Source organism: Ignavibacteria bacterium, from assembly GCA_025612375.1.
Lineage (GTDB): Bacteria > Bacteroidota > Ignavibacteria > Ignavibacteriales > SURF-24 > JAAXKN01.
In genome coordinates, this window is sequence record JAAXKN010000031.1 from 32,495 (window position 1) to 52,308 (window position 19,814).

At 44.3% G+C, this 19,814-nt stretch carries 18 protein-coding genes; 17 read left to right on the plus strand and 1 reads right to left on the minus strand.

Annotated features, from left to right (window positions below; genetic code table 11):
* Positions 1 to 73: 73 nt before the first annotated feature.
* From HF312_16155 to atpC, 7 genes are all read left to right on the plus strand, one after another.
* The gene (locus HF312_16155) at positions 74 to 2,236 is read left to right on the plus strand and encodes a T9SS type A sorting domain-containing protein (GenBank protein MCU7521748.1); all 2,163 of its coding nucleotides are present in this window, start codon (positions 74 to 76) and stop codon (positions 2,234 to 2,236) included.
* 155 nt (positions 2,237 to 2,391) lie between these two features.
* The gene (locus HF312_16160; GenBank protein ID MCU7521749.1) at positions 2,392 to 3,972 is read left to right on the plus strand and encodes a hypothetical protein; all 1,581 of its coding nucleotides are present in this window, start codon (positions 2,392 to 2,394) and stop codon (positions 3,970 to 3,972) included.
* On the plus strand, positions 3,969 to 6,782 hold the full coding sequence (locus HF312_16165; GenBank protein MCU7521750.1) for a TonB-dependent receptor: 2,814 nt from the start codon (positions 3,969 to 3,971) through the stop codon (positions 6,780 to 6,782). Before HF312_16160 ends, HF312_16165 begins: the two co-directional genes overlap by 4 nt.
* A gap of 1 nt (position 6,783) precedes the next feature.
* Positions 6,784 to 7,761 carry a UPF0164 family protein gene (locus tag HF312_16170; protein MCU7521751.1) on the plus strand — a complete coding sequence of 326 codons (978 nt, stop codon included), beginning with the start codon at positions 6,784 to 6,786 and terminating at the stop codon, positions 7,759 to 7,761.
* Between the two features lie 2 nt (positions 7,762 to 7,763).
* Positions 7,764 to 8,864 (plus strand): hypothetical protein, encoded by a 1,101-nt coding sequence (locus HF312_16175; GenBank protein MCU7521752.1) that lies wholly within the window; start codon positions 7,764 to 7,766, stop codon positions 8,862 to 8,864.
* A gap of 216 nt (positions 8,865 to 9,080) precedes the next feature.
* Complete coding sequence (atpD, locus tag HF312_16180) at positions 9,081 to 10,499, plus strand: F0F1 ATP synthase subunit beta (protein MCU7521753.1); 1,419 nt, start codon at positions 9,081 to 9,083, stop codon at positions 10,497 to 10,499.
* Between the two features lie 3 nt (positions 10,500 to 10,502).
* Positions 10,503 to 10,922 carry an ATP synthase F1 subunit epsilon gene (atpC, locus tag HF312_16185; protein ID MCU7521754.1) on the plus strand — a complete coding sequence of 140 codons (420 nt, stop codon included), beginning with the start codon at positions 10,503 to 10,505 and terminating at the stop codon, positions 10,920 to 10,922.
* 87 nt (positions 10,923 to 11,009) lie between these two features.
* Here the strand turns inward: atpC and HF312_16190 are convergent, their stop codons facing one another.
* Positions 11,010 to 11,507 (minus strand): YtxH domain-containing protein, encoded by a 498-nt coding sequence (locus HF312_16190; protein ID MCU7521755.1) that lies wholly within the window; start codon positions 11,505 to 11,507, stop codon positions 11,010 to 11,012.
* 295 nt (positions 11,508 to 11,802) lie between these two features.
* Between HF312_16190 and HF312_16195 the strand changes: the two genes are divergently transcribed.
* The 10 genes from HF312_16195 to HF312_16240 form a co-directional block, all read left to right on the plus strand.
* Positions 11,803 to 12,822, plus strand: a complete 1,020-nt coding sequence (locus HF312_16195; GenBank protein ID MCU7521756.1) for an NAD-dependent isocitrate dehydrogenase — start codon at positions 11,803 to 11,805, stop codon at positions 12,820 to 12,822.
* A 2-nt stretch (positions 12,823 to 12,824) separates the two neighbouring features.
* Positions 12,825 to 14,054, plus strand: coding sequence for an MFS transporter (locus HF312_16200; protein MCU7521757.1), 1,230 nt, complete (start codon positions 12,825 to 12,827; stop codon positions 14,052 to 14,054).
* 2 nt (positions 14,055 to 14,056) lie between these two features.
* On the plus strand, positions 14,057 to 15,091 hold the full coding sequence (gene dusB, locus HF312_16205) for a tRNA dihydrouridine synthase DusB (GenBank protein MCU7521758.1): 1,035 nt from the start codon (positions 14,057 to 14,059) through the stop codon (positions 15,089 to 15,091).
* Positions 15,092 to 15,403: 312 nt separating this feature from the next.
* Positions 15,404 to 16,024, plus strand: coding sequence for a hypothetical protein (locus HF312_16210; GenBank protein MCU7521759.1), 621 nt, complete (start codon positions 15,404 to 15,406; stop codon positions 16,022 to 16,024).
* Positions 16,025 to 16,058: 34 nt separating this feature from the next.
* A complete protein-coding gene (locus HF312_16215; GenBank protein ID MCU7521760.1) occupies positions 16,059 to 17,786 on the plus strand; it encodes a hypothetical protein in 1,728 nt (575 codons plus the stop codon).
* A 102-nt stretch (positions 17,787 to 17,888) separates the two neighbouring features.
* Positions 17,889 to 18,416 (plus strand): adenine phosphoribosyltransferase, encoded by a 528-nt coding sequence (locus HF312_16220; GenBank protein MCU7521761.1) that lies wholly within the window; start codon positions 17,889 to 17,891, stop codon positions 18,414 to 18,416.
* A 185-nt stretch (positions 18,417 to 18,601) separates the two neighbouring features.
* Entirely contained in the window at positions 18,602 to 18,814 is a 213-nt protein-coding gene (locus HF312_16225) for a hypothetical protein (GenBank protein ID MCU7521762.1), read from the plus strand.
* A 37-nt stretch (positions 18,815 to 18,851) separates the two neighbouring features.
* The gene (locus tag HF312_16230; GenBank protein MCU7521763.1) at positions 18,852 to 19,058 is read left to right on the plus strand and encodes a hypothetical protein; all 207 of its coding nucleotides are present in this window, start codon (positions 18,852 to 18,854) and stop codon (positions 19,056 to 19,058) included.
* A 270-nt stretch (positions 19,059 to 19,328) separates the two neighbouring features.
* Positions 19,329 to 19,721, plus strand: a complete 393-nt coding sequence (locus HF312_16235; GenBank protein MCU7521764.1) for a hypothetical protein — start codon at positions 19,329 to 19,331, stop codon at positions 19,719 to 19,721.
* Positions 19,702 to 19,814, plus strand: a 113-nt coding sequence (locus HF312_16240; protein MCU7521765.1) for a replication protein, incomplete at its 3' end; no start/stop codon positions are given. The genes HF312_16235 and HF312_16240, both read left to right, overlap by 20 nt.

Below are 19,814 nucleotides of genomic sequence, written 5' to 3' on the forward strand. Positions count from 1 at the left end.
CCTGAATCCAGTTTTTCTCCGGGCGTTTTTCCCGGATACTTTGTTTTAGTTAATAACATATTATGAGGCCTATATGAAACTTAGATACTTATTGATTTCTCTGATTCTGTTGAGCGCTTCTTCATTTGCGCAGAAAGTATATCCCTTGAAGACCATTAAGGATATTCAGTACCGTACAGATGAAGACCTCAAAGCAGGTAAACAATCCCCGGCTATTACTGATACCGTGAGGATTCGTGCAGTTGCACTGCACAGTACGCTGAAGGATCCCTCCAGCTCGTCTTCACAGCCGATGATTTTCTGCAGCAGCACAAACAAATATGTGCTTTTCGTGCAGGATTCCAGCAGCGAATGGGCAGGTCTTCAGGTTTACCAGGAAGACCAGAATAGCGGAACAAACCTCTGGACGGTTGACTCGGCCCAGTATGTTGAGTTTACAGGATATGCTAAGGATTATTTCACTTCAACTGAATTCGTCCTTATTTCCAAGCCAGTTCCGGTTCCTATAAACACACTTGATCAGGCTCCGAACAGGCCTGCTGCCAAAGTGATGAAGATAAGTGACTTTACAAATGCCGGCGTTATGGATCCCCTGGCTGAAAAGTACGAGGGTATGTACGTTGAATTCCGTAATGTCAGGGTAAGCGACAGAAATACCAGCGACGGATCTTTTAAGATAAATGACGAAAATGGAAATCAGATCTATATGTATGCCCAGAACGGGTATAATGCTATAGGCGGATATAAATTTAAGGACTATAGCGGTTACGTCCTGCCGCAGAATAACGCAAAACTTAACTATATAAGAGGCGTTATTCAGGACCGCTGGAGCGGAACAATTACAGGTTATACAATTACTCCTTTATACCCGAACGACATGGAAATCGGTTCACAGCCTCCTGCAATCTCTAAACTTAAAAGAAATACTGACCTTGTCAGCCCTGGCCAATCTGTAGACCTTACTGCTACAATTCTCCCGCAGAAAGGCGGCAGCATAAAGGATGCAAAAATTTATTACAGGGTAAACGGCGGCAGCTACAGCAATGTTCCAATGACAAAGACTGCAGATACCACAATATTCAAAGCAACCGTTCCTGCAATACAAAAAGATTCAGCTTTAGTAGATTTCTATGTATGGGCTCAGGATAACGATGACCAGGTATCCTACTTCCCGGCAGATACCGGAAGAAGCAACTACCTCTATATGGTTCTTAACAGGCCTGTTACAATCAGGGATGTACAGTACAATCCGCTTGGCGGCGGCTTCAGCCCTTATTCAGGCTATAAAGTTTCTCTTACGGGCGTAGTTACTGCCGATACATCTGATATCCCGGGAGACCAGAAAACTTATCTTGAACTGCAGAGAATTTTCATGCAGGATGGTTCAACACCCTGGAGCGGAATCTGGGTCTACGGAATTAAGGCTCTTCAGGTAATAACAGGTAATGATACCGTGGCAGTAAAAAGAGGAGACAAGATTACTGTAAGCGGAACCATCATTGAAGATTATAACCTGACTAGACTCGACTCTATTACATCTATTACTATCAGCTCTTCAAATAACCCCGTTCCTCAGCCGGTTGAACTTTTAACAAGCGATATAGCAACCAAAACTAACGGAACGGTTGATGCCGAAAAATATGAAGGCATGCTTGTTAAATATAAAAACCTTACTGTCCTAAAAGATAATGCCGACGACAATACATCATATAATGATGCTGAAATGCTCGTGGCTGATGAATCAGGCGTGGGTACAAGAGTTAAACTTGGCGATGGTGCCGGTACATACCATAACGGTTGGGACGCTACTGTTGTTACTTATCCTAACTGGACAAAAGTTGCAAAGGGCGACAAGTTCAGCAGCATAACCGGTGTCCTCATCTACACGGGCGGTAACTATAAGATTGTCCCGAGAAAAAATGACGACTACCAGGGCTACACAACAGGAGTTGAATCTGTAAGCAGCCAGCCTAAGAGCTTTGGCTTAAAGCAGAACTACCCGAACCCGTTCAACCCTTCTACAACAATTGAATACTCTGTTCCAAAGGGTGGAATGGTTACCCTTAAGATCTTTAACCTGATGGGCCAGGAAGTTAAAACTCTGGTTAATCAGTTCCAGAACGGCGGCACTTATAAGGCAACCTTTGATGCTTCAAATATGCCTTCAGGAATTTATTTCTACCAGTTAAATTCAGGCAGCATGAATTCCGTAAAGAAAATGCTTCTCCTGAAGTAATTCTTCTTTTATTCTTTTTAAGTATTTACCTCCTTTTATCCCCGCTTTCAACTGATGAAAGCGGGGAGGGGAGTTAGATGACTTTCAGCTTTTGTCCGGCTTTTTTGCCGGGCGTTGAATTTTAAGGATAATTTTTCAATACCATTTATAAAAAAATGAAGAAACTTTTACGTTTTGCACCTTTCTTATTGCTTGCTTTGTTTATTACGGCATGTAACGAAAAGATTACCGATATCCTCTCGCCCAATGAGGCTCCGCATACTTTTATGTCGCTCATGCCCGACGGGGATATATCAAAACAGCCCAGCAAACTGAAGGTCAGCTGGTGGGGCGATGACCCCGATGGTCTCGTCGTGGGATACTATTTTTCGTGGGATGACGTACACTGGTCATATACAACAAAAAATGACAGCGTATTTGCCTTAAAAATCGGAGCCTCTGATGTGAGCTACAATTTTAAGGTCGCCGCAGTGGATAACGGCGGAAACGGCGTCTATGATAATTCAGTTGTCCAGAATGGTATTGATTTCGGACCCGAACCATTCGTTGACCAGAACGGCGACGGCAAATATACTCCCGGTGAAAAGTTCTACGATATTGGACTTATAGACCCGAAACCTGCAAGCCTCAAATACCCATTGAAAAATTCGGCTCCGCAGCTGGAATTTAATCAGCTGACTACTCTGCCTGAGGTTTCATACCCGGTTATGACTCTCGGCTGGGATGCATCGGACGTTGATGGGGTTGAGACAATCGTTAAGATCAACATTGCACTTAACGATACAACAAAGTTTGTTACACTGCCCGGAAATACCAGGCTTGTCATGCTGCGCATGAAAGATTTTAATACTTCCGGAGCTCAGACAGAAATTTTAATTAATGCTTCTGAGGGAAATATTTACTCGCAGAAACTGGATGGCTTTAAGCTGAATGATTACAATAAGGTTTACATCCAGGCCGAGGACATTTCCGGAGCAAAAAGCGCCTTTACGGCTCTTCCTTCGGAATCCAGAAAGTGGTACGTTAAAAAGCCTGCAGGCAGCGTACTTATTATCGATGACAATAAAAGCGATCCTGCTGCAGCTGACTTCTTTAAGAATGTTTTTAATACGATGCACGGCGGGGCGCTCGCAAATAAATATGAAGTGTGGGATATCAGTGCAAACAAGGTCCCGTACGAAAACGTGACATTCCTTGAAACCATTAAATTCTTTAAATATATATTCTGGTATTCGGATGATGCTCCAAACCTCAATGAGGCAAGTATTTCATCAAGGAAATTTATTGACCTTGGAGGAAAAATTGCATTTTCGATGCCTTTGCCGGAAAAGATCGATAAATCCGTTTCGGCAGCAGAAAACAGTCTATTACTCAACAACCTGCTGAAATCTTTTCTTCCGGTCGATTCGGTAGGAAGTACTTACAAGAAAGACTATTTGACGACGCTTTTTTCCTCTAACGGTAAAGTTACAGGAATCAATTCATTGTACCCGGACCTCAAGATTATTACATCTATTTACTCTGTAAGGAGCATTTATCCTAAGGAATCTTACTCCGTACCAATCTACAACCTTGAGACTACACAGCTCTCGGGCAACAAGATAATTGGTGTCAGGGATCTTGAGAAGAAATTGTTTTTTATCGCGCTTCCTCTTGCCAAAGCTGACGGCAACCAGGGGAATGTGAAACTGCTATTGGAAAAGATCTTTTTTGAGGACTTTGGTTTATCACTATGAAAAAAACTATACTAATTACTTTCTTTTCAATCTTGCTTTCATTTCAGCTCTTCTCACAGGAAAAGGGGAGAATTGAGGGAAAGATTTCTGATGCCAAAACAAAGGAAATGCTTCCCGGCGTGAACGTTATTGTTAAAGGCACCTACTACGGCGCCCAGAGTGATGCCTCGGGTAAATTTGCAATTAACAGCGTTTCAACCGGTACCTATACAATTGAGGTCTCTTTTATAGGCTACAAGACTGTTCAGTTTACAGGCATCAAAATAGAAGCAAATAAAACAAAATCTCTTGACGTTAAACTTGAAGAATCTGCCCTCACGCTCGATAAGGACGTAGTCATTATAGGCGAGAAACCGCTGGTTGACGTTGAGGAAACACAGAGCAAGAAAACTCTCTCCCGTGACGAAATTGAAATGGCTGCCGTTGAAAATATATCGGACCTCGTGACTCAGCAGGCAGGCGTTATTAAAACTGATAACGAAATCCACATCCGCGGCGGACGCTCCTACGAGAACGCGCTTCTTGTTGACGGCGTTTCCGTGCAGGACCCCTTGTCCGGCACCGGCTTCGGCCTGCAGCTTTCTTCAAACGCCCTCGAGGAAGTTGAGGTTATTACGGGCGGCTATAACGCCGAGTTCGGCCAGGCTACCTCTGGCGTCGTGAACGTCAGGACTAGAGAAGGCGGTGACAAGTTCCACGGGTATGTTTCGTATAAAAAAGATAATTTCGGCAATAAGGTTTCAGACCACGTTTTTAACATAGATATTCTTGAGGCTAACCTGTCAGGCCCCGAGCCCTTTACAAGAATGCTCCTTCCGGCCCTTGGCATTAACCTGCCAGGTGAACTCTCATTCTTCGGAAGCCTTTATATGGGCCTTAGCGACGGTATTACCCAGGGCTACAAAAAGGCCTCAGCCGACAGGCTCTATTCTTCAATATTCTACGGCAGCAGATTCTCCCCGAGGGAGGAAAATTCATGGTCAGGTATGGGAAAACTTACTTATAAGCTGACTCCTACCATGAAACTGGTATATTCTTATAACCGCTCGGTGGACATTAACCAGAACTCACAGTCGCTGCAGTCGAACCTTGAATACGTGGAGCCGAGCCCGGGCTACCAGTACGAATTCCAGAATATCCTGGATAATGCAAACGTCTATACGCACGACAATATTTATAATACTCTGACCTGGACGCACACATTAAATTCGAAGACATTCTATGAGCTTAAGATGGGTAAATATTTTACTCACCTGCGCTCTGATGCAAACGGGCTTAACTGGAAAGACTACATTGAACCAAAAGATATTACAAACTTCCCGCTGGAATACTATAATACTGGACGCGATACGATCGGCGTTATTCCGGGTGACGGATTCTGGGACGTGGGAAACCCGTACACATGGCACGACCACTACTTTGAAGAATTTTCCGTTAAGGGAGACCTTACAAGCTTCTTTGATGAAAAGAATAAATTCAAGGCAGGCTTTAACCTCTCGCTTACCGAAATGCAGCTTCTGGATATATATAAGCCGTGGATCGGTACGATGGGTCTTAATAACGACTATTATAAAGTCTATCCTGCAACGGGCGCTTTCTATGCGCAGGATAACATTAACTTCTCGGGTATGATACTTAACTTCGGGCTTCGTATGGACTACTGGTTCCCGGGCAAATACGTCGATGACGCAGTGGCCAATCCCGATGTAGTTACAATTCCGGATCAGATAAGAAAAGAATATTATGAAGATACATATAAGTTCTTCGGCAACAGACGCTTCAAGGCACGCCTTAGCCCGAGGCTTGGTATATCGCACCCGATTTCGGATAACCAGACCTTGTTCTTCTCATACGGGCATTTCAGCAAATGGCCCAAGCCGCAGTACGTTTATGCAAAGCTGAGCCCTTCGAGCGCAAAGTCCAGTTTCCAGAAATTCGGCAACCCGAACCTGAACCCTGAGACAACAGTCGCCTACGAGCTCGGTCTTAAGACACAGTTCTCGGAAAACGACGTAATGACAGTTACGGCATACTATAAAGATATCTTCGACTATATCTCAACGCGCTCAGCCGTAATTACTTCGGCCCGCTTTGCTTCGCAGAGCTTTATAACTTATACAAACCAGGATTATGCGCGCGCAAGAGGCCTTGAGTTTGAGTATAAGAAAAGAATCGGGAAGTCATTTAATGCCGTCGGCTCACTCTCATATGCAATTGTTACAGGCAAGAGCTCTTCGGCCGACGAAGGCGCTCTTGTTGTAAGAGGCGACCTGAATGAATCGATCAAGGAAAACTATACCGGATGGGACCGCCCTCTGACCGGATCACTGGTTATGAATTTCTACGTCCAGAAGGACGAACCGCTCTTCGGCTTTGCACCGGGACTTTTGGATGACTACAACATCTATCTCAAGTTCTTCTATGAATCGGGCAAAAGATATACTGCAGAACTCTTTACAGGCAGCTACGCACAGGATGGAAAACCTGAATACAGGACCGACATCTCCAACCGCTACGGTATGATTGCAAAGGACTGGTACTGGGTGGATCTGAACGTTGAAAAGTATTTTACTTTAGCGGGACTTAAAATGTCTGTATTCATGGAGGTAAATAATCTCCTGGATACCAAAAACTCGGCAATTATTAACCCTGTAACCGGGCGCGCTTATGAATACGGGGACCCTGTTCCCAACTCATGGAACGATCCCAGGTATCCGGACCTCCAGGCTCCACTTAATCCATACCCGGATAATCCGGCAAGATATCTAACTAGAAGAAATATTAAATTTGGTTTAAGCTTAAAATTCTGATATGAAGAAATTATTAATAATATTTTTTGTTTGTATGCTGAGCTTTGAAGCTAAAGCACAGCTTTTCCCAACCCTCGGCGGCCAGAGGGCCGGCATCTCGGCAGTCCAGTTCCTTAAAGTGGGCGTTGGCGGCAGAGCCGCTTCAATGGGAGATGCATTCGTTGCAGTTGCAAACGATGTCTCGGCTCTTTACTGGAACCCCGCAGGCCTCATACAGGCTCCAGCGGACCAGGTCATGTTCTCTCATAACGAGTGGCTCGTGGACTTAAAGCACGACTTTATTGGAGGCGTTTACCACTTCTCGTCAAATGATGCAGTGGGCGTTGCACTGACCTCGCTTCATACGAAGGAGATGGACGTAACTACTGAGACTCAGCCTTTCGGAACGGGTGAACACTTCACTTTCGGAGACGTTGCCTTTGCGGTTTCTTATTCAAGAAAGATGACAGAACAGTTCTCCTTCGGCGGCACCGTAAGATACGTCGAAGAGACTCTCGATAAGCTGAAAATGCGCGGCGTGATGATAGACCTTGGAACCTACTACTATACCGGCCTCGGAAGTTCAAGATTTGCCGTTACCGTAAGCAATTTCGGTAACAATATGGCCCCCGACGGTGAAGTTGTCCTGTGGGGCGGAAGGAAGGAATCACAGTGGCAGTCGTTTTCTCCTCCTACAATTTTCCGCATCGGCTTTGCATTCGAGCCTTACCAGTCGGAGGACCAGATGGTTACAACATCAATTCAGCTTAACCATCCGAACGACAACAGCGAAAACGTCTCGACCGGTATTGAATACAAATGGAAGAATATCTTCTTCGTACGCGGCGGATATAAGTTTAATGTTGAAGAACAGAACTACTCTTTGGGCGCCGGCGTAAGAATGCCGCTCAGGGTGGCTGACGTTACTTTTGATTATGCCTTCTCGAACTTTACACGACTCGGGTCGGCTCACAGATTTTCATTAATGCTGGGTTTGTAAATATGAATTATAAGAAATTTATACTGCCTGCCTTTATGGCACTGTTTTCTTTTATCGCAGTTGAGTGCGATTCAAATAAGCTGGATGTAAGCGATATCATTAACTCACAGTCGGACCAGAATGCAGGAAAAATCGGCGATACAGTTTATATAAAGCAGAACCCCGACTGGAAAGGCTTCAACAGGCCGATGGATATTATTATCGGGCATGAGCCTTTTGTTTATGTGGCCGATACATACAACGACCGCATTGTAATGATGAACCTTAACGGCGACGTTCTGGGCACAAAGAGCGTTAAGCATCCTGTGGCACTTGCACAGGACTTTCAGGATAACCTCATCGTATGCGCTTCACTCGACACAACAATCCAGGGGAGTGCTGTTTCCGTCAGTGCGGTTTACAAAATTGACCTTTATGCAAGCGGGCACAACATTGCATCGGCTCCTATTACAAGGCTCCTGCCGACAAACAGCGACTTCAGGTTTATTGATGAAATCAAGCGCCGCGAGTATACAGGCGTCTGCGTATTTTATGATAATTCTTTCTACGTAAGCAGAAAAGGCCCTGAAAACCAGAACACATTTGAGCCCGATAATTCGATACTGATTTTCCAGAAAACAGCTGCAAAAAAAGATACACTTATCGGTACACTGCCGAACATTGCAGCAGAAGGTACAGGATTGCTTTCGGCCAATAAAATAAGCTCCCTTAGCTCTACAAACCGGAGCAATATGGATTTTGTTGTTACGCTTATAGGTGACAACAGCTTTAAGACACAATGGCTTAAGTTTGTTTCCACTAATTTGTATACGGGCTATGAGAGCAAACTTGACCCGTCAAATTCACAGGCAAAGATGATGGCTGTAAACCGCTTCCTTCAGCCCGAGGACGCGGCGGTGGATAATTCCGGAAATATCTATGTTGCCGATGCGGCTAAAGACAGCATCTTTAAGTTTAATGCCTACGGCGAAGAGCTTCAGTCATTTGGAGGAAGTGCTGTCTTTAAGCATCCGTATGCCGTTGCCGTATATAACAAGATCGTCTATGTGGCCGATACGGATAATAACCGCATCTTGAGATTTGTTCTTTCCACAGACTTGTAAATATGTTTTGCTGCCCCCGTGCGGGCAGCTTTGTTTTAGCTAAAATCTGTTTAACGGGTTCAGATGCTGTAATTACTATGAACTGATTTTCTGCATATTATGTTTTAATTCTGACAGGAAATTCCTTTTCAAACTGAATAAATTTTACTGTTTTATTGAAAAGAAATGGATATTTAGTTAATTTAACATTTATTTATCGAACATTAAGGGAGAAAAATGGGCAATATCGAAGGCAAAGAAGGAAAAATTGTTCAAGTCATCGGCCCTGTTGTTGACGTTGATTTTGAGGATGGATACTTACCAAAGATTTTTAATGCAATAAAAATTCCGCGTATTAACGTGGAAGGTAAAGAAGATGTTTTAGTTGTTGAAGTACAGCAGCACTTAGGTGAAAACAGGGTCAGGACTGTTGCTATGGATACAACAGACGGACTTGTAAGGGGCATGGCAGCTATCGATACAGGGGCCCCGATTACAGTTCCCGTAGGTCCTGAAACTTTAGGCCGTCTTATTAACGTAATTGGCGAAGGCATAGACGGGCTTGGTGAAATTAAAACAAAATTCTCATACCCGATACACCGTCCTGCTCCGAAATTCAAAAATTTAACTACCAGCCAGGAACTCTTCGAAACAGGTATCAAAGTAATCGATCTTCTCGAACCTTATTCAAAAGGCGGTAAAACAGGCCTCTTCGGCGGCGCCGGCGTGGGTAAAACCGTTGTTATTATGGAGCTTATCCATAACGTTGCCTCCCAGCACGGCGGCTATTCTGTCTTTACAGGTGTAGGTGAAAGAACCAGGGAAGGCAATGACCTCTGGCTCGATATGAAGGAGTCGGGCGTTCTGGCTAAAACCTGCCTCGTCTTCGGACAGATGAACGAGCCGCCGGGAGCAAGACTTAGAGTTGGACTAACAGGTCTTACAATGGCTGAGTATTTCCGCGATGAAGAAGGTAAAGACGTGCTCCTCTTTATCGATAATATATTCCGTTTTACACAGGCGGGAAGTGAAGTAAGTGCTCTTTTAGGCAGAATGCCTTCGGCCGTAGGCTACCAGCCGAACCTGGCAACTGAAATGGGCGGCCTTCAGGAAAGAATTACTTCAACCGATAAGGGGTCTGTTACTTCTGTTCAGGCAATTTACGTTCCTGCAGATGACCTTACAGATCCTGCCCCTGCAGCAGCTTTTGCCCACCTGGATGCTACAACAGTGTTAAGCCGCCAGATCTCGGAACTCGGTATCTATCCTGCAGTTGATCCTCTTGAATCAACTTCACGTATACTTGAACCGGGCATCGTGGGACAGGAACACTATGATGTAGCCATGAGAGTAAAGGAAATCCTGCAGTCGTATAAGGACCTTCAGGATATTATAAATATTCTTGGCATGGACGAACTTTCAGAAGACGATAAAATTACTGTAAGACGTGCAAGAAGAATCCAGAGGTTCTTCAGCCAGCCTTTCCACGTAGCCGAACAGTTTACAGGCTATCAGGGAAGATACGTTAAGCTTGAAGATACCGTAAGGAGCTTTAAGGCGATCATCAACGGTGAATATGATGACCTTCCCGAGGCAGCTTTCATGTATGTTGGTACAATTGAAGAAGCAGTAGAAAAAGCCAAAAAAATGCAGTAAAATATGAAAGAATTATTCTTAGAGGTTGTAACACCTTCAAAGGTTGCTTACGCCGGTAATATTAAATCTGTAACTATTCCGGGGACCCTGGGGGGCTTCCAGGTTCTTTATAACCATGCTCCTCTGATCAGTTCTTTTGAAATAGGCCTTATTAAAGTTGTTGATGAGAACAATGGCACGCGCTTCTTTGCTACAGGCGGCGGCACAGTTGAGGTTAAGGACAATAAAATCCTTGCCCTGGCCGAAAGCTTTGAAGAAGCTGTGGAAATTGACGTCGAAAGAGCTAAAAAGGCGATGGAAAGAGCACAGCAGCGTCTTAAGGACAGAAGCCAGCAGTTTGAAGTTGACCAGACACAGGCGGAACTCTCGCGTGCCCTGAACAGAATTAATATTGCTTCGAAACACAGGCCGGCTTCTTTATAATAGCCGCCCTGCAATAATTATTTAAGGATTGAGGCGCCATTAGGTGGAGCCTCAATCCTTTTTCTTTAAAAACGGATGGCCCGGGTTTTAGCGCGGTTTTTCATTTTCATATCTTCTTCCCATGCTTTCGCGTTTGGGAAGGGTTTCATTTTCATATTCAGCCGTAAGCTGGTCTTTTACCTCGATAGAAGAGGGTCTTGTTTCACCTGCAGCGGTTGGCGGTGTTGCTTCGGTCTCTTTTTCATAATTCTTATATGCGTCAATTGCGGCAGCCAGTGCATCTCTGAGCCTGCTGATCTCGTTTTCAATAGTATCCCTCGGAACGTCAACTTTCCCTGATGCGTATCTTTTAGCCTGAGTAAATACGTCCTGCGCCCTGTCGACCCAGCTTGAAGTGACGCTTTTTGTTTCATCAAGCAGCCTCCGGCTCTGGGTTTTAGCTTTGTCCATATAGGTATTCATACCGCGTTTAATTTCCCTTCTGACGCGCCTGCCAGAGACAGGGGTTAAAATCTGGGCTAAAACACCGCCTGCTATACTCCCAACAATCACTCCCACTATCAGATTTTCCTTATTCCTTTTCATAACAGCTTCTCCTTTTCTAATTTGATTATATTCATCCGGCGGATAGAGGGTAACTATAGTAGAATATAAAATATAAACGAGAAGTTCAAGAAGGTTCAACGTCGAACCTGTCTTTCCGTCGAACGTCGAACGTTAAACTAGAAATCGAGCCCCTTTTTTCGTAAATTTACAGATTACATATCTTTTATTCGGTATTGGATTGGTATACAGGATTTTCATTATTATATTATGAAGATCTATGTATTAAGGGCACTGATCCGGAAAGAATTCTCAAAAACTATCTTTAGGAGGGAAAGTGAGCTACGAGTTTACACTGATACCGGGTGACGGAATAGGACCCGATATTACTGAGGCCGCAATTAAGGTTATTGAACACGCCGGAGTTAAAATATACTGGGACGTTCAGACGGCCGGTATGGCCGCAATCGATAAATATAAGGACCCCTTGCCTCAGGCTACTCTGGATTCTATTGCTAAAAATAAAATTGCCCTGAAAGGACCCCTGACTACTCCCGTCGGCAAGGGCTTCAGGAGTGTAAATGTGGCTTTGCGCAAAGAATTCGACCTTTATGTCAATGAACGCCCGGCTAAAACCTACAAGGGCATTAAAACTCTCTACGACCATATTGATATGGTAATTTTCCGTGAAAACCTGGAAGAATTTTACTCGGGAATTGAACATTATATCGATTCTTCGCGTTCTGCTGCAGAGACAATAGGAATTGTAACCAGGCGCGGATGCGAAAGAATACTGAGATTTGCCTTTGAATACGCTAAAAACAGGGGAAGAAAGAAAGTTACCGCAGTCCATAAGGCTAATATTCTGAAGTATACGAGCGGACTTTTCCTCGATATTGCAAGGGAGATTTCAAAGGAATACCCGGATATTCAGTTTAACGACAAAATTATTGACAATATGGCCATGCAGATGGTCTTAAACCCTTACCAGTTTGACGTTATTGTAACAACAAACCTCTTCGGGGATATACTTTCTGACCTTGCAAGCGGACTTGTTGGCGGCCTCGGTATGGCCCCGGGTGCAAACCGCGGGCCCGATGTGTCGCTTTTTGAAGCCGTGCACGGCAGCGCACCTGATATTGCAGGAATGAACCTGGCTAACCCGTGCGCAATTATTCTGGCCTGCGTAATGATGCTAGAATCCATGGGCGAAATGGATACAGCAGGGAGAATTGAAAAAGCCGTTGCAGCCGTTATAGCCGAAGGGAAATATGTCACACGCGACATAAATCCCGATAACTACGTCGGAACTAAGGAAATTACAAACGCAATAATAAGGGAATTGGATAAACAATAAATATGAAGAAAACGTCACTTTCAGTCATTTTTATGACTGTGTTCATAGATTTAATGGGTTTTGGAATACTTATACCGATACTTCCGACATTTGCTTCAAAAGACCTCGGTATAAGCGACTTTGCAATAGGAATTTTATTTGCCAGCTTCTCATTCGTCCAGTTTATTTTTAATCCCATTCTGGGCAGAATTTCTGATAAGTACGGAAGGCGTCCGGTGATAATTCTCTCACTGGTATCAACGGCAAGCTCATACGTAATTTTCAGCTTTTCACATTCCTTCTGGCTCTTGCTGGTATCAAGAATCCTCGGGGGGCTTGGCGGCAGCAACATTGCCGTTGCACAGGCCTATATTGCCGATATTACAACAAAGGAAGAACGCTCCAAGGGGATGGGCATGATCGGTATGGCATTCGGCCTGGGATTTGTATTCGGCCCGATGATAGGTGGACTCCTTTCCCATTACGGTTACGCTTTTACCGGATTTGCCAGCGCCGCCTTTTCAACAATGGCGCTTACTTTTGCATTCCTTTTCCTTAAGGAAACAATTGATGTTGAAAAGACAAAACAGATAAAAATTTCAGGCACAAAGATACTGGACATAAAAGGGCTGTTCCAGACCTTAAAACATCCCGATGTAGGGATATTGATTCTTCTATTCTTTATTCTTACTTTTTCGGGCGCCACAATTTACGGTACGTTCGCTCTTCTTGGATATAAGGTCTATCAGTTTTCGAACCAGCAGTTGGGATACCTCTTTGGAATTATGGGCGTTGTGGGCGCCGTAATCCAGGGCGGATTTATAAAGATGCTGACGGAAAAGTTTACAGAGAAAACGCTCATTTTAATCGGCACTTTTATAATGATCTTCGGACTGGGGCTTCTTCCATACGGAGGGAATTTCCTGGGAGTGGCAATTGTAATTTCGGTGCTTGCCATTGGAACGGGCATTATACAGCCGGTTGTCTTAAGCATGATAAGCAAGTACTCCTCAGAGCACGAGCAGGGCGCAATCCTCGGAATCAACCAGTCGCTTTCAGCCCTGGGAAGAGTTCTTGGACCCTTATGGGGAGGATTTGCATTCGAGTTCTTAGGCTACCCGTTCCCGTTTTTAACGGGTGCTGCATTCATGGTGCTGACTTTCTTCTTCAGCATTAAATTCATAAATGCAGAGAAATATGCCAAAATGGCAAAGGATAAAGTAATTTATAATAACATTGAAAGTGGTATGTAAGTATGTTCAAGGTTGGGAATATTGAAATAGAAAAGGCACTGTTACTGGCTCCGATGGAAGATGTTACAGATCTCTCGTTCAGAAATATATGCAAGGGCTTCGGTGCCGACGTGGTTTATACGGAATTTGTCAACTCCGAAGGGCTCATCCGCTCGGTCCAGAAGACGCAGAAAAAGCTGAAAATTACAGATAAAGAAAGGCCCGTTGGTATACAGATCTACGGTGAAAGCATAGAATCGATGGTGCAGGCGGCAAGAATAGCCGAAAAAGAAAACCCTGATATGATAGATATTAACGCCGGATGCTGGGTTAAGAAAGTTGCAAACCGCGGCGCCGGGGCGGGGCTCTTAAAAGATCCCCCGTATATGCAGAAGATGGTTAAGTCCATTGTGGACGCTGTTAGCCTGCCTGTAACGGTGAAAACCCGCATAGGGTGGGACAGCGATAATATTCTGATCCTGGACATTGCAAAGATGGTTGAAGATGCCGGAGCAAAGGCTCTTACCGTCCACTGCCGGACACGCCAGCAGGGGCATTCGGGAGACGCCGCATGGGAGTGGATAGACAGGATTAAAGAAGTAATTCAAATTCCTGTAGTATTAAACGGCGGGGTTTTTACGGCTCAGGATGTGGACTACATTTTTAAGAACACCAAAGCCGACGGTGTTATGATTGCGCGAGGTGCAATTGCAAACCCCTGGATCTTCAAGGAAAGCAAGGAGCTTTTAACTCAAGGCTATATCTCACTCGTCCTTACGCCCGAGGTCAGGATTGAAACTGCCTTGAGGCATCTTAAGGAATCTATCGAAGTAAAAGGGGAAAGGCGTGCAATTTTAGAATTCAGGAAGTATTATTCATCATACTTAAAAGGACTCCACGGCGTCTCAGCCATAAGGCAGGAGCTGATGAAGATACTGGATTATGAAGGTGTTGAATTGAGGCTGATGCAATACCTGGATTACCTTAATTCCGCCCCCGCAATGCAGGACGAAGGCGTCATAGAAGAAAGTAAAATTGAAGGCGGGGAGTGCATTTAACTTGAGAAAAGAGTCCCGGAGGGATGACTTGTTTGTAGAAAACCAGGGATCCAAAATCTCCAATAGAGCCTCGGAGAGGCGACTTGTATGTAGGGTATACGCGTTAATTCCCGTTTTAAAAATCGCTCCTCCGGAGCTCTGAATTTTTTTCTTTGCTCGGCATTTTTACAGATAACACGCCTCTCCGAGGCTCTACGTTAACTTCAATGGCCGAAAGCGGTAACTCTTTGAACTTCGAACCTTGAACTTCGAACTTTGAACTTTTAACTTCGAACTTCGAACTTTGAACTTTTAATTGGAGGACTCTTTACATTGACCGACAAACCCTTATCCTACAGAACTGCAAGATTCATTTCCACACTTTGCGTGCCTCCGAGTTTTACAATAATAATATTTTCATGGCTGGCCCTTGCGCTTGAACATGAATTGTGGCAGAAACTTCTCGTTATAGGCGTGGCTCTAACATTCGGATTTGCTTTCCAGATCATGATGTTCTTCTACTTCCATAAAAGAGGCATGATTGCAGATATGGATGCATCCGTAAAGGAAGAAAGAACCGTCCCGTTCTTTGTTGCAATAGGCATCTACACGCTTGGCCTCATAGTTTTATCCATGGCTAAGGCGGATCCTGTTATTATTTCATTTTGGTTCTGCTATATTTCCAATACATTACTTGTTATAGGCATAAATAAATTCTGGAAAATTAGTGCCCACGCACTGGGTGCCGCAGGGCCTTTCGGAGTTGTAATGTATATGGCAGGTACTGGCGGACTACTGTTTTTAATAGTTATATTAATAATAGGCTGGGCCAGAATTAAACTCAAAATGCACACTCCCGCCCAGGTTATTGCAGGCGTCGTTGTGGGCTTTACTTTCACATACTTGCAGATCTGGCTTATTGTTAATTTCTTAAAGCAGCACGGCAGCTTTTAGTTCTTTTATTTCTTTAATCATTCCGGGTGGTTTTATGTCATTAAAGGAAAAAGTAGCTCAGACATTTGACAGTTTTGCCGACATCCTTGAATTCAAGGGCGATAACCCGTTTAAGATTAACGCCTTCAGAAACGGCGCGGCTATACTGCGCGACCTGGAGGGCGACCTTCAGGAGATGATATTAGACGGCAGCATCAAAAGCGTTAAAGGAATAGGCAAGGGCCTGCTTGCCGTTATATACGACATTCATGAAAAAGGCTTCTCCACGGACTATGAGAACCTGATTGGAGAAATTCCCCCCGGGATATTGGACTTTATGAATATCCACGGTCTCGGGGTTAAGAAAGTCAAATTAATCTACGACAGCCTCGGCATCAGCTCACTCGAGGAGCTGGAAGACGCCTGCAAAAGCAACCGCCTGGCCTCACTTAAGGGCTTCGGTGAAAAGACGCAAGAGTCTATTCTGCAGGAAATTACACGAATTAAATCCACAAGAAACTTAACACTTCTTGACGACGCGAAGAAGAAAACGGACCTCATACTGACCGCTCTGGGCGAGTTTAAGTCGATTAAGAAAGCCGAGCCCTCGGGCGAATACAGGCGCTCTATGGAGGTCATTTCGAAGCTGGAATTTGTAATTCTTACCACAAGCCTGGAAGACTTCAGGCTTGAGCTTAAGAATCACTACTTCTTTGACGACACAGACGTTGCAGAGGACTGCCTGCTGGAAATAAATAACCTTAATAAGAGCCTTACGCATAAGTGCTTTCTGATAAAGGAGGAATATTACGTTCCTGTATATTTCATTGTAACTGAAAGCCTGAGGGATTATGAGAATTTCCTTTTCCTTACCACAGGAAGCCCTGAATTCCTGAAAATGGCAGATGCCGAAGGAAGGGTGTTTAACCACGAGCATGAGGGCGGAATTTTCAGCGATCTTAATATGCCGCCTGTAATTCCTGAGATGCGTGAGAAGGAATACTTTTCTGCTCCGGACAAACTAAGGAAAAATTCGGAGCTCGGGATACTGGACTTCAGGGGGCTCCTTCACTTTCACACCACTTATTCAGACGGCAAGAACACTTTGACAGAAATGGCCGAGGCGGCAAAGGATAACGTGTTTACATACCTTGCCGTATGCGACCACAGCAAGGCGGCTTTCTATGCAAACGGGCTTACTGAGGCCAGAGTACTTGAGCAGAAAAAGGAAATTGAAAAGGTGAGCCGCAGCCTTGATATCCCGATCTTCCACGGCGTTGAAAGCGATATTTTAAAAGACGGGGAGCTGGATTATGATACTGATTTCATGAAGAACTTCCAGTTCGTTGTGGCCTCGGTCCACAGCCGCTTTAAGCTGAGTGAAGATGAAATGACTTCCAGAATAATTAAAGCCGTGGAGAACCCGTATACGGACCTCCTGGGCCACCCTACGGGAAGGCTTCTGCTTCAGAGATCGCCTTATAATGTGGATCTTGTAAAGGTAATAGACGCCTGCGCGGCCAACAACGTGGCTATTGAATTAAACGCAAGTCCCTACAGGCTGGACCTCGACTGGCGCATGATTTATTACGCGCGTGAGAAGGGGTGCATGTTCTCAATTAATCCCGATGCCCATTCAATACTTGGAATTGAGGAAATCAATTACGGCATAAGGGTGGCCAGAAAAGGCGGGCTTCAGCCCGAAGAGGTCATTAACTGCATGGACCTGGAGCGCTTTAGGAAGTTTCTTTTGAGAAAGGTAAAGCGGGATATTTCTTATTGATTCTAAAGAGAAATAGCTTTATGTTTTAAAAAACAAAAGAGCAGTTAATATTTTTATATATACTTTCCTGCCATTTCAACAGATAATAAGAGGAAAAAATTGGTGACAACAGACTTATCCCAGCTGATCAGAAGCATTCCCGATTTCCCGAAAAAGGGGATCGTGTTCCGTGACATTACAACCCTCTGGAAGGACAAAGAGGGCCTAAAAAGCGCTTTTAACGAACTCTACAGCTTTATTGAAGGAACTCACATCGATAAGGTGGTTGGAGTCGAGTCGAGGGGCTTTGTATTCGGAGCCATGCTGGCAGACAGGCTGAATGCCGGTTTTGTGCCTGTAAGAAAGCCGGGTAAACTGCCCGCAACAACGCTTAAGGAAAACTACGTCCTTGAGTATGGCGTTGATGCCGTTGAGATGCATGAAGACGCCATTGAAAAAGGGGACAAGGTCTTAATTCACGATGACCTTCTGGCAACCGGGGGCACAATGGAGGCGGCCTGCAAACTGGTGGAAAAAGCAGGCGGGGAGATAGTCCAGATATCATTTCTTATAGAGCTGGCATTCTTGAAAGGCCGCGACAAGCTCTCCAAATACGACATCCGTTCGCTAATCACATACGACAGTGAATAAACAAAAACCCGCCCTTTGGCGGGTTTTTCATAAATTTCAAAAAAAATTAAAAAAATTTTCCGAAAACGCCCTCCGTCACCATATATATAAGTGTAAAGATAATTTTTTATGCTTGTTCCCCATTTGGGCCCCATTGTCGGGGAGAACAGCGTTCAATAGCCAAAAAATAAATTATAAGATCTATTATGGATCCTCATAAAATAGCTGTGGTGTCCTTTTTAATTATAGGTATAATTACATTCGTAACCGGAATGTTCACACATGCCGACGAAGAAGCATATGAAGAGTACAACAGGGTAAGGACCGGCATCCCGCCCAGGGTACAGAAAAAAAAGCTTATTGGTATCGGAAGCATGTGGGTCATAGCGGGAGTACTAATGCTGTTAGAAATAATATGATAATTCCACTGTCCTGATAAATTAAAAGGGTAATATTATGTTTTCCGGATTTCTCTTTTTAATTGCGGGCTTATTCATGTTCTTCGACGGACTGGCAGCCCGCAGGGATGCAAAAATAATTAAAGAATTCAACGGCTCAAAAAAAGGTTTCCACACCAGGGTCAGGCAGATAAGCTCCGGCGTGATGGGACTGTCGTTTCTAGCCATAGGAATATACTTTATCGCCAACTCATACCGGCTTTAATGCATAAAGACCCCCTCCATCTGCACACATATCTTTCTTTCAGTTCGGCATATCACAAAAAAGCCTAATTTTAGAAGTTTACTCTGAGCCGGGAAAGGCTTATCTATATATTGAGACCAGTAAAGTTCCAATCGGGGTACAAGTTTTATAAAGCCTCATCTTTCAGCAATAACCGGAATTAAAGAAATTTAAGGAAAAATTTATCGGATCATACTCTACCATTTCCTAATCTTAATTTTATGGATTGTCTCAAAACACCGGAGGCATGGAATGGGCGCTATGAAAGATGCCGGTGACGAGGAGAAAGAATTCCTCACATCCGTCCTATCACTGGCGGGTGACAGTCTTCACCAGGCGGAATTATTAAGCCGGCTTATGCCTGATGACTTTTTTGATCCTTTCCTGCGCGAGGTATTCAGGGGTTTCTGCCGCATCCTGCGTTCAGGCTACCCCTTAAACCTTGATTCCATGGCAGAGTATTTTCATCAGGAGACGGATTTATCGACATTCATCAGGGTATGCAGGGAAATTCAGGTATGGGAATACATTACTTATGACAAAAAGACAGCCGAAAGGCTTGAGACGCTGGCCGAAATTCTGGGAATGACAATTGACGACCTTAAAATAACCGAGGATGCTGAAAATGTCACAACAAATGTTTGAAAGGGGCTTTACAAAGGTATCCAACGGACTGCTGGAAGCCATCATGCACTATCCCGCAAGCGGACTTAAGAAGGACATCCTGCTTTTCCTGAT

What these genes read in the sequence shown, in the direction of transcription:
- HF312_16230 (MCU7521763.1), top strand. Translation starts at nt 18,852, where the DNA reads ATGTTTTCCGGATTTCTCTTTTTAATTGCGGGCTTATTCATGTTCTTC.
- HF312_16235 (MCU7521764.1), top strand. Translation starts at nt 19,329, where the DNA reads ATGGGCGCTATGAAAGATGCCGGTGACGAGGAGAAAGAATTCCTCACA.
- HF312_16170 (MCU7521751.1), top strand. Translation starts at nt 6,784, where the DNA reads ATGAAGAAATTATTAATAATATTTTTTGTTTGTATGCTGAGCTTTGAA.
- HF312_16160 (MCU7521749.1), top strand. Translation starts at nt 2,392, where the DNA reads ATGAAGAAACTTTTACGTTTTGCACCTTTCTTATTGCTTGCTTTGTTT.
- HF312_16215 (MCU7521760.1), top strand. Translation starts at nt 16,059, where the DNA reads ATGTCATTAAAGGAAAAAGTAGCTCAGACATTTGACAGTTTTGCCGAC.
- HF312_16175 (MCU7521752.1), top strand. Translation starts at nt 7,764, where the DNA reads ATGAATTATAAGAAATTTATACTGCCTGCCTTTATGGCACTGTTTTCT.
- HF312_16225 (MCU7521762.1), top strand. Translation starts at nt 18,602, where the DNA reads ATGGATCCTCATAAAATAGCTGTGGTGTCCTTTTTAATTATAGGTATA.
- HF312_16165 (MCU7521750.1), top strand. Translation starts at nt 3,969, where the DNA reads ATGAAAAAAACTATACTAATTACTTTCTTTTCAATCTTGCTTTCATTT.
- HF312_16190 (MCU7521755.1), bottom strand. Translation starts at nt 11,507, where the DNA reads ATGAAAAGGAATAAGGAAAATCTGATAGTGGGAGTGATTGTTGGGAGT.
- HF312_16155 (MCU7521748.1), top strand. Translation starts at nt 74, where the DNA reads ATGAAACTTAGATACTTATTGATTTCTCTGATTCTGTTGAGCGCTTCT.
- atpD (MCU7521753.1), top strand. Translation starts at nt 9,081, where the DNA reads ATGGGCAATATCGAAGGCAAAGAAGGAAAAATTGTTCAAGTCATCGGC.
- HF312_16200 (MCU7521757.1), top strand. Translation starts at nt 12,825, where the DNA reads ATGAAGAAAACGTCACTTTCAGTCATTTTTATGACTGTGTTCATAGAT.
- atpC (MCU7521754.1), top strand. Translation starts at nt 10,503, where the DNA reads ATGAAAGAATTATTCTTAGAGGTTGTAACACCTTCAAAGGTTGCTTAC.
- dusB (MCU7521758.1), top strand. Translation starts at nt 14,057, where the DNA reads ATGTTCAAGGTTGGGAATATTGAAATAGAAAAGGCACTGTTACTGGCT.